Origin of the sequence: Pseudoalteromonas sp. CO348 (assembly GCF_004208845.1) — a bacterium.
Taxonomy (GTDB): domain Bacteria; phylum Pseudomonadota; class Gammaproteobacteria; order Enterobacterales; family Alteromonadaceae; genus Pseudoalteromonas; species Pseudoalteromonas maricaloris.
Genome location: NZ_SGPI01000007.1, coordinates 41,334 through 50,825, shown reverse-complemented (window position 1 = coordinate 50,825; position 9,492 = coordinate 41,334). Strand labels below are relative to the sequence as shown.

The 9,492-nt window shown below is 43.8% G+C and carries 6 protein-coding genes and 2 tRNA genes; 3 read left to right on the top strand and 5 right to left on the bottom strand.

Annotated elements, in window-relative coordinates:
* The first annotated feature begins 2 nt into the window (after window positions 1-2).
* The 3 genes from EXT48_RS01965 to EXT48_RS01955 all read left to right on the top strand — a co-directional run bounded on the left by EXT48_RS01965 (window position 3) and on the right by EXT48_RS01955 (window position 2,245).
* Window positions 3-78: transfer RNA gene (locus EXT48_RS01965), tRNA-Val, on the top strand.
* Between the two features lie 65 nt (window positions 79-143).
* Window positions 144-219: transfer RNA gene (locus EXT48_RS01960), tRNA-Val, on the top strand.
* 394 nt (window positions 220-613) lie between these two features.
* Window positions 614-2,245 carry a response regulator gene (locus tag EXT48_RS01955; protein ID WP_039491432.1) on the top strand — a complete coding sequence of 544 codons (1,632 nt, stop codon included), beginning with the start codon at window positions 614-616 and terminating at the stop codon, window positions 2,243-2,245.
* A gap of 23 nt (window positions 2,246-2,268) precedes the next feature.
* Here EXT48_RS01955 and msrB read toward each other — a convergent pair whose 3' ends face one another.
* The 5 genes from msrB to EXT48_RS01930 all read right to left on the bottom strand — a co-directional run bounded on the left by msrB (window position 2,269) and on the right by EXT48_RS01930 (window position 9,446).
* A complete protein-coding gene (msrB, locus tag EXT48_RS01950; protein WP_039491435.1) occupies window positions 2,269-2,709 on the bottom strand; it encodes a peptide-methionine (R)-S-oxide reductase MsrB in 441 nt (146 codons plus the stop codon).
* A gap of 1 nt (window position 2,710) precedes the next feature.
* The gene (locus EXT48_RS01945) at window positions 2,711-3,223 is read right to left on the bottom strand and encodes a DUF2919 domain-containing protein (protein ID WP_045990300.1); all 513 of its coding nucleotides are present in this window, start codon (window positions 3,221-3,223) and stop codon (window positions 2,711-2,713) included.
* Window positions 3,224-3,227: 4 nt separating this feature from the next.
* Entirely contained in the window at window positions 3,228-5,246 is a 2,019-nt protein-coding gene (gene ligA / locus EXT48_RS01940) for an NAD-dependent DNA ligase LigA (RefSeq protein WP_130163431.1), read from the bottom strand.
* 66 nt (window positions 5,247-5,312) lie between these two features.
* The gene (gene zipA, locus EXT48_RS01935) at window positions 5,313-6,038 is read right to left on the bottom strand and encodes a cell division protein ZipA (protein WP_130163430.1); all 726 of its coding nucleotides are present in this window, start codon (window positions 6,036-6,038) and stop codon (window positions 5,313-5,315) included.
* An 18-nt stretch (window positions 6,039-6,056) separates the two neighbouring features.
* Window positions 6,057-9,446 carry an AAA family ATPase gene (locus EXT48_RS01930; protein ID WP_130163429.1) on the bottom strand — a complete coding sequence of 1,130 codons (3,390 nt, stop codon included), beginning with the start codon at window positions 9,444-9,446 and terminating at the stop codon, window positions 6,057-6,059.
* Window positions 9,447-9,492 lie beyond the last annotated feature (46 nt).

The following is a 9,492-nucleotide window of genomic DNA, read 5'->3' as shown; positions in this document are numbered from 1 at the left end:
TTGGGTTGTTAGCTCAGTTGGGAGAGCATCGCCCTTACAAGGCGAGGGTCACTGGTTCAAGTCCAGTACAACCCACCACTTCTACTCTTAGATTAGAATTGGACATTAAACTCAATTCAAGAGTATAAATTGAAACACAATTTGGGTTGTTAGCTCAGTTGGGAGAGCATCGCCCTTACAAGGCGAGGGTCACTGGTTCAAGTCCAGTACAACCCACCACTTTATTTTCTAGATAGAGTGGCCGATACAAAACATCACGCTAAATCTAAGCAAGGCTAAAACCATAACTTTAAATCTAGTACAAGACACTTTTTCACTTTATTTATAGTCATTGTTACTTGTCACATACTCAAACAGCACATCAAACTGAATAAATTTAAACCTGCCATAAAGCCCATAGAAACAACCTCGTTTTTCTCATTTATTAACTAATTAGTTACTCTTCTTAGCCTCCCAAATTTTAGTTATATCCTTAACTATTTTGCCACTAACCTCAGTAAATAGTTGGGATAAGCTAAATAGACTAACCTACTAAAAATGAGTTAATTTTTGTTTTCAAAACTACACCTAAGTACTAGACTAGAAGCAAAGCCATTGTCTAAAAATTGTTTCTATGTCAGCTCCATCTATTCAAAATGCCAAAATGTTAATCGTTGAAGATCAACCATTAGCATTGAGCTATATGAAACAATCTTTAGAACAGTTAGATTTCAGAAATTTAAAATTTGCAGAAAGTGCAGACAGTGCAAAAGAGCTTTGCACTATCAATAAGTTTGATCTCATCGTATGCTCTTTTGGTTTAGCAAAAAAGCAAAATGGCTATCAATTTTATGAAGAGTTACGGTCCAAACAGTTAATTCGCTCAAGTACCGCTTTTATTTTTATTTCTTCTGAAACTAGCCCCGAGTTAGTCCATAGTATTATCGAACTCCAACCCGATGACTTTTTAGTTAAGCCCTTTTCAATAAAAGAACTACAAAACCGTATAGAACGAGTTTTAAAGCGTAAACAGGCTTTAAGGCATATAAACTTGCTTGTAGACGATAAGAACTATTCAAAGGCCTTAAAAGCGCTAGATCTAGAACTAGACAACAAAGATCATAACTACACTTCCCTACTCCTAAAGCTAAAAGGAGAACTTCTACTCAGACTTAATCAACTAGAAGAAGCTAAGTCTTTTTACAAGTCGGTTTTGGCTCTGCAAAAGTTTACATGGGCTAAGCTAGGCTTGGTCGAGGCGCTCATTACCAACAATGAAGATGTTATTGCTCAAAAGATGTTAAAAACCTTAATCGAGCGACCGGAAACTCGTCTTCCTGCGCTCGATTTATTGAGCAAACTCGAAATAAAGCTAAACCAATATGAGAATGCCCAACAATTGTTAGAGCAAGCAATTGAGATGGCACCCAGAAACATAAATAGGCAACAGTCACTTGGTCGAGTTGCGCAAATTAATCACGACTATGAAGCCAGCTATAAAGCACATAAAGATATCGCAAGTTTCGCGCGCTACTCGATCCATGACAAACCCGAAGTGTATTTGAATGCAGCACGAGCTGGAATAGACTTTGCCCTGAGTACCGATCAATCAGACCAAGTTACTCGTCTCACAAGGCAGACACAACAATACCTGAGTGATTTAAAGCACCAATTTCCAAACGCACAAACCCAAGCGCAAATCGATGTCCTCAACGCCCGCGTCCATTATCTAAAAGATGAGCATAAAAAAGCGAAACAACTGCTAGAACAGTTAGAAGATGAACCCGTTATTCGCTCGGTAGATTCCACTTTAGACAAAGCAAAAGCACTACATGAGGTGGGGTTAAACCACAAAGCTCAGGAGCTATTTAGTCAAGTTATTGCACACTGTGAACGCCATAACTCAAGCGCAGATCCCATCACAATGCACTATCTATATCAGCAGCAACAAGAGAAAAAAGAGATCACTATGGGTCCTAGAGAGCTGAATAACCATGCGGTCACACAGTTTAACAAAGGACAATATGAAACCGCTTTGGAGGCATTCACTCAAGCATTTAGAATTATGCCTAAAAACTCGGGAATAGCGCTAAATTTACTGCAATGTATGAGTGATAGTTGTGCTAAGTCAGGAAGTACTTTTAATTCCAATTTAGCAAAGCGTTGTACAACCTTGCTAAATCAGTCTGAGTTGGATAGTGAACAGCAGATCCGCTACGGTAAACTCAAAGCTAAACTAAATGAAATGAAACTCGACTTTGAGTAGTCACTTGTTTTATCGCAATTGAGCTATTTCTTTTCCATTGCAAGGGCATTAACACAATAACGCAGTCCACTTGGTTCAGGGCCATCAGGGAATACGTGACCTAAATGGCTATCACACACGTTACAAGTGATTTCGACGCGCGTCATTCCATGACTCTTATCGCCATGATACGCAACCGCTTCCACAGCTGCAGGCTGTGTAAACGAGGGCCAACCAGAGCCACTATCAAACTTTTCTTCGGCATCGAATAACAACTCGCCACAGCATACACAGTAGTATTTACCAGGTTCAAAAAGCTGACAACTTTGTGAGCTAAACGGGCGTTCAGTCCCCTTTTTCCTGGTGATCATGTAAATTTCTGGAGCAAGCTCTGATTGCCATTGCTGGTCCGATTTTTCAACTCTGCGAGGAGCAACAGGATTACCATTTCTGGCAAAGTTTAGTATATCTAACCACTTTAACATCTCAATTCTCTCTCTTGTTTACTTCTGTCTTTTGCTCTTCAACAGGAAGTGGCCAATCGCCAAAAAAGCAGCTTAGATAGCGACTTTTAATTAAATATAAAAGTACCCAACTCACCAACACAATTTGTACGGCAATATAAGGAGAAAAACTATAATGGGTTTTCCCAGCTTGCAGGATCAACCACGCTAAATCGAGTACCGCTGTTAATATAAGTGGCAAACGCATATAACGCCAGACGGCAGCGAGCTTTGGAGAGCTTGTTGGTCGCCTAAGAGAAAACACAACGGTTGGTATGAGCGCGATACAAGCGATCCCTGTCGCGACAAAAAAGTGAAACTTAGACTCAAAGAATAACGACATCAAATCCAAGTCTGGGCGTCTCGCAAGTGCAGAAAACACCCAAATAAGCAAGGGGCGGAGCAACACAACCAGCGCTAAATTAAAAGCGATTGGCGTACGATAAACGCCATATTTATCCCAGTATTCAGGGCCGTATCGTGTTACTGATTTCATTTTACTACTCGTATTTGTTTAACAGTGCGATCAGCGCCTCTTCATCGAACACCTCAACACCTAGTTCTTGTGCCTTAGTGAGCTTAGAGCCTGCTTTTTCGCCGGCATAAACTGCATCCGTATTTTTCGACACACTACCCGCGACCTTAGCGCCAAGCGCTTGCAATCTCGCTTTAGCATCGTTGCGGTTCAATTGGCTCAAGGTTCCAGTCAATACATAAGTTAGCCCTGCTAAAGGTTGTGTATCCTCTGACGGTGCTGCAACATCTTGCCAAGTTACACCCACTTCGATCAATGCAGTTACCACTTCTTGATTATGCTGCTCGGCAAAAAAGCTATGAATGTGCTGCGCAACAACAACACCAACATCACTTACTTGCTGTAGAGTATCAATGGAGGCGGCCATCACTTTTTCAAGCGTCAGGAAGTGATTTGCCAAGTTTTGTGCTGTCGCTTCACCGACTTCTCTGATCCCAAGCGAATACAAAAATTTGGCTAACGTTGTTTGCTTTGCCTCTTCAAGTGCCGCAACCAAGTTTTTAGCAGACTTTGGCCCCATACGTTCAAGAGACTCAAAATGGCCCTGCTTTAAGATAAACAAATCAGCAGGCGTCTTGATAAGCTCTCGCTCAACTAACTGCTCAACTATTTTGTCGCCAAGCCCATCTATGTCGAGGGCCTTTCTCGATGCAAAGTGCTTAATTGCTTCTTTACGTTGTGCACGGCACACTAAACCGCCAGTACAACGCGCAACCGCTTCTCCTTCAACACGTTCAACATGAGAATCACACACCGGACAAGTATCTGGGAACTCAATCTCTTTGGCATCATCAGGACGCCTATCTAAAACGACCTGAGTTACCTGAGGGATCACATCCCCAGCTCGGCGTACAATAACGGTATCACCAATCTTTACACCTAACCGCGCAATTTCATCACCATTATGAAGCGTGGCATTCGATACCGTAACACCACCAACAAAAACAGGCTCTAAACGTGCAACGGGCGTGATAGCACCAGTACGACCGACCTGAAACTCAACATCAAGCAGCTGAGTGATCTCTTCTTGTGCAGGGAACTTAAATGCAATCGCCCAACGCGGCGCGCGAGCAACAAAACCAAGCTGCTCTTGCTGCGCTTTATCATTCACTTTGATCACTACGCCATCAATTTCATAGGGAAGCTCAGCACGGCGCGTCATGATATCTTGATAATAAGCCAAAGCTTGCTGTGCATTATCGACAAGCTTTGTCTCAGGGCTCATTGGCAAGCCCCAACCTTGTAATTGCTGTAGCTGCGCATAATGCTCGATGGCCAGTTCACCGCCTTCAACCAAGCCCATAGAATAAGCATAAAACATCAACGGACGCTTAGCGGTAATTTTTGAGTCTAATTGGCGCAGACTTCCCGCTGCCGCATTTCTTGGGTTTGCAAAGGTCTTATCACCTTTCGCTTGCGCCGTTTCATTTAGCTTAATGAAACCCGCAGTATCCATAAAAACTTCACCACGCACTTCTACTTCATGCGGAATATGTTCTCCACGCAGTTTCAGCGGAATATTGCGAATGGTTTTGACGTTCTCAGTGATGTTTTCCCCAACTTGACCGTCTCCCCTTGTCGCCGCTTGAACGAGCACACCATCACGATACAAAATAGACACCGCCAAGCCATCGAGCTTTGGTTCACAGCAAAAAGTAACATCTTTACTTGTCAGTAGGCGCTCTTTTAAACGGCGATTAAATGCCGTAAATTCACTCTCGTCGAAGGCATTATCAAGCGACAACATAGGTACTCTGTGTGTTACTTGCTCAAACTTGCTAAGCGCTTCACCACCCACTTTCTGCGATGGGGAATCAGGACTTTGTAACTCAGGATGCTGCTGCTCAAGCGCCATCAACTGGCGCATCACACGATCATATTCCGCATCAGGCACACTTGGGTTATCTAAAACATAATATTGGTAATTGTAATCTTCGAGTTGCTGCCTAAGTGCTGCAACTTGGCTTTCAATGTTGTCTGACATTTAAACCTCTAAACGTAAAAAGCCACCAGCGGATGCCAGTGGCTTAAAAATGATTCTAAGTAGCGATTAAGCGGCGAATTCACGCACTTTTTCAACATAACCGCGCACGGCTTCAACCGTTAACGGTTCGCGGTCTTTATCAAGTACGGTTGCGCCAAACTCTTCAGCTAGTTTTTTCGATGCACTGTGAAGCATATTAAATGCAGCCAAGTTATCGCCTTCACAAGGTAAGGTCATAAATAGGCTAATGCCAGCGGTGCTAAATTGTTCCATGTTATCGATATCAAACGTACCTGGGTTGTACATGTTTACCAATCTAAATAACACAGGACCATTTCCGGACGGCTCTAAATGGCGATTAAAGAAGCCCTCATCAGAATATTTAAATCCAAGGCTTAACACGGTTGGTAACAACCTTGAACCTGCCATTTTCAGGCCTTCAGGCATATCAACGTGAAGAATAATAAAGTCTTGTGGCTCTAATGCACTCTCTTCAGGCTCAGCCTCTTCAGATCCACTGCTCTCGGTTTGCACCTCAGTTTCAGGCTCTTCCGTCGCTATAATGCCCTCAGTCGCAGGCTCGTCATCCACCGCACTAAAGGTCATCTCTCCAATTTCAGGTTCGTCAGACTCTTTATCATGATTCGGCGTTTGCTCTTTGAGTTCATTGGGCTCCTTTTTTGAAGCTTTATCGCTGTTCTTCTTACGAACAGACCAAAGTCCATGTATGAGTAACCCGCCTATGACCAACGCACTGATCACGATTAATGCCCATCTTAACTCTGTGGCCATTGCTCACCTTTTTTGTTGTTATGCCTGTGCCATTTGCACCGCTTGTTCTATATCTACGGCAACCATGCGCGACACCCCTGGTTCTGCCATGGTTACCCCCGTCAGTCTACCCGCCATTTCCATAGCGACCTTGTTATGACTGATATAAATAAATTGCACTGTTTGCGACATCTCTTCAACCAAACGACAAAATCGCCCTACGTTTGCGTCATCAAGCGGTGCATCTACTTCATCCAGCATACAGAATGGGGCTGGATTAAGCCTGAATATTGAAAACACCAATGATAATGCGGTCAGCGCTTTTTCTCCACCACTTAACAGATGAATTGTCGAGTTTTTCTTACCAGGCGGCCTTGCCATGATAGAAACACCACTTTCAAGCAGGTCATCGCTAGTCAATTCTAGATATGCATTCCCCCCACCAAACACTTTAGGAAACAACTCGGCTAAATCTTCATTCACTTGATTAAAGGTGGCACTAAAGCGGGTTTTGGTCTCTTTATCAATTTTTCTGATCACCGCTTCTAACGTTTCTAACGCATTAGTGAGATCATCCAGCTGTGTATCTAAATAGGTTTTACGTGCCTTCGCTTCTTCAAACTCTTCAATTGCAGCTAAGTTCACAGCCCCTAACTTGCCAAGATCATTACTGACTCGACTCAAATTAGCTTGATACTGCCCCAAATTTGCATCTTCAGGTAATTGCGCCAGCTCCGCTTTTAGCGTCCGACCAAGCTCCTGCAAAGGTTCAAGTGCCGCTTGCGCCTTTATCATCAAGCTTTGCTCTTCAAGTTTCACTTGTTGCAAAGACTCATTGAGTTTACTCACTTCGCCTTGTGCATCTTTTAATGCCGCTTGTTTTTGGGAGAGGTTTTCCTTAGCTTGGTTAAGCGTATCCAACATCGTTTGCTTTTGCGCTTTGGCTTCTAGATGTTGGGCGAGCAATAATTCCATGTCTTCATGCGCCTCCGCGAGTGGCTCTTCACAAAGCAAAATATCTGCTTGCGTTTGCTCGATGCGTTGGTTTATTTCATCGCGACGATGTTGCAAGTGTTCCAACTTAGAATTGCTGAGCTGTAGTTCACTTTCTGCCTGCTGCGATGCAAGCTTAGTGGTATGAACTAATTGCTGCGCGTCTTGTAATGCGGCGCGTCGAGATTGACTATGTTGTTTAAACTCGGCCAACTTAGCCTCGGCCAGTTGTTGTGTTTGTTGTGCTTGCGCTAGCAGCTCATCACGTTGTAATTGCTGTTCAGTATAAAGTTCAAGTTGTTCGATGACCTCGCCTCGTTCTTGAGCAATGACATCAAGCTGTTCCTGAATTTTTTGTCCTTGCTCACGCCAAGCGCTCAGATTCTCATCCAGCATTTCAACTTTGGTTTTATGGCTGGCGATCGCTTGGGCTTTTTCGTGAACGCATTGCTGTGTTTTTAATAAGCCAGCTTGCGTGTTCTCAAGAACAATGTGTTTTTGCGCTACAACCTGTTCAGCCTCTTCAGCGAGTTGTTGCAAATGAGGAAGCTGAGTATGGCATGACTGCAATTGGGCATAGCGTTTTAACGCGCCACTCTCTTCATTGCTTTTCGCCTTGGCCTTAAAGTTATCCCCCACAATAACGCCACTGACCGTCACGCCGAGAAGAAATTGTTCACACGATTTAAAGTCTGTAGATTCAGCGCATAATTTTATTTTCGTTAAAAAGCTGGGGAACAGTCCTGAGCTTATTTTTGTCGCGACGGAATCAACGGGAACTTCGAGTTCAATGGGCCATAGCGTATTCATTTCGCTTTGCTCAACGACTAAATGCGTCAACCCAAGCAGTGCCGCTTCCACGCATTCTTCATACCCAGACTCAACAACAAGTTGCGATAACATAGTCGCAGCTGAAGTCTCCGACGTTTCCTCTGCCCAGCGTGATAACGCTTTTATTTCAGATTGCACTTCTTGTAGCGCCTGAAGCGCTTTTTGAGCATGAGTCTGCGCCTGTAAGATTTCTTCTTTATTGGCTTGCTCTTGGCCTTGCAACTTACTAGCTTGGCTTTGTAATTTTGCCATCGCTTGAACTAGCTGATGATGTGCATCCTGAGCTTCAGCCAAGTCATTTTCCAACATAGATGCGTGATGCGTTTCGGCCTGTTCCAGCAGCTCAGCCTGACGCTTATCTACGTGCAGTTTAGCTTGCTGTTGTTGCGCTAATTGGCTTGCCCCTTGCTGTACCTGAGCATGTATTTGTTGGTACTGCTTCTGTGCGCCACTAAACTGCGCTTCTAACTGAGTTTGCTCTGTGTCACTTTGCTCATTTGCGAGTTGAATTTCTTCCAGTTGCAATAGCGCAATTTCAAGTCGTTCAGAAACTTCAGCGACTTTTTCAGCGCTGCTCGCCACATACTCGGCTTGCTCGTCTTGCGCCTCAATCACTTCTTGCTGTTGTGATTTCAGTATTTGGGACTGCTCAATAAGCTGACGCTTTTTATCTGTTAGATTGACTTTCTGTTGCTCAAGCGTTGCCAACTGGGTTTCAATTCGGTGTACGCTATGTTGTGCTTGCTCATAGCCATCATTGAAGTGCTTAATTTCATGTTCTAGCGTCGCTAAAATGCTGTCATGGCCACTGTGAGCTTCATTAAAAAATGCTAATTTTTCGTTGAGTTTGGCAATTTCTTTGGCTTTGATTGCCTGCTTTTGCTCAAGGCTTTGCCACTTTAAAATTGCTATCCACGACTTTAAGTCACGCTCTTGCGACTTTAAAGACTTATATTCGCTCGCCTGTTGTGCTTGAAGTGCCAGTTTATCTAGCTGACTCTGTAGCTCTTGCCTAACATCGAGCAAACGCTCCATGTTTTCGCGGGTACTCTTGATCCGAGTTTGGGTTTCTCGTCGACGCTCTTTGTATTTTGAAATTCCGGCGGCTTCTTCTAAAAAAACTCTTAACTCTTGCGGCTTACTTTCGATCAAGCGAGAGATCATCCCTTGCTCGATAATTGCGTAACTGCGAGGACCTAGGCCAGTACCTAAAAAGATATCCGTGATATCGCGCTTACGGCACTTACTACCATTTAAAAAATAAAGAGATTGGCCATCGCGCGTTACTAAGCGCTTAATGGCAATTTGATTACGATCTGCAAACGTGCCGGGCAACCGGCCTTGAGTATTATCAAAAATCAGTTCTACAGAAGCTTGCGAGATAGGTTTACGTTTGGTTGAACCATTAAAAATAACGTCCGTCATGGCATCGCCACGGAGGTTTTTCGCAGAGCTTTCTCCCAGTACCCAGCGCACTGCATCAATAACATTAGACTTACCACAGCCGTTTGGCCCAACCACACATGTCATCTGGTCAGGAAACGGGATCTTGGTTGGCTCTACGAAAGATTTAAAGCCGGCCAGTTTGATGCTACTCAGTCGCATAGCTTATTATTGTTGTTCGCGGTTACTTTTGAGAATAAGGCAATTC

Coding starts and splice junctions, on each gene's coding strand:
- zipA (WP_130163430.1), bottom strand. CDS start 6,038: ATGGCCACAGAGTTAAGATGGGCATTAATCGTGATCAGTGCGTTGGTC.
- msrB (WP_039491435.1), bottom strand. CDS start 2,709: ATGTTAAAGTGGTTAGATATACTAAACTTTGCCAGAAATGGTAATCCT.
- EXT48_RS01955 (WP_039491432.1), top strand. CDS start 614: ATGTCAGCTCCATCTATTCAAAATGCCAAAATGTTAATCGTTGAAGAT.
- EXT48_RS01945 (WP_045990300.1), bottom strand. CDS start 3,223: ATGAAATCAGTAACACGATACGGCCCTGAATACTGGGATAAATATGGC.
- EXT48_RS01930 (WP_130163429.1), bottom strand. CDS start 9,446: ATGCGACTGAGTAGCATCAAACTGGCCGGCTTTAAATCTTTCGTAGAG.
- ligA (WP_130163431.1), bottom strand. CDS start 5,246: ATGTCAGACAACATTGAAAGCCAAGTTGCAGCACTTAGGCAGCAACTC.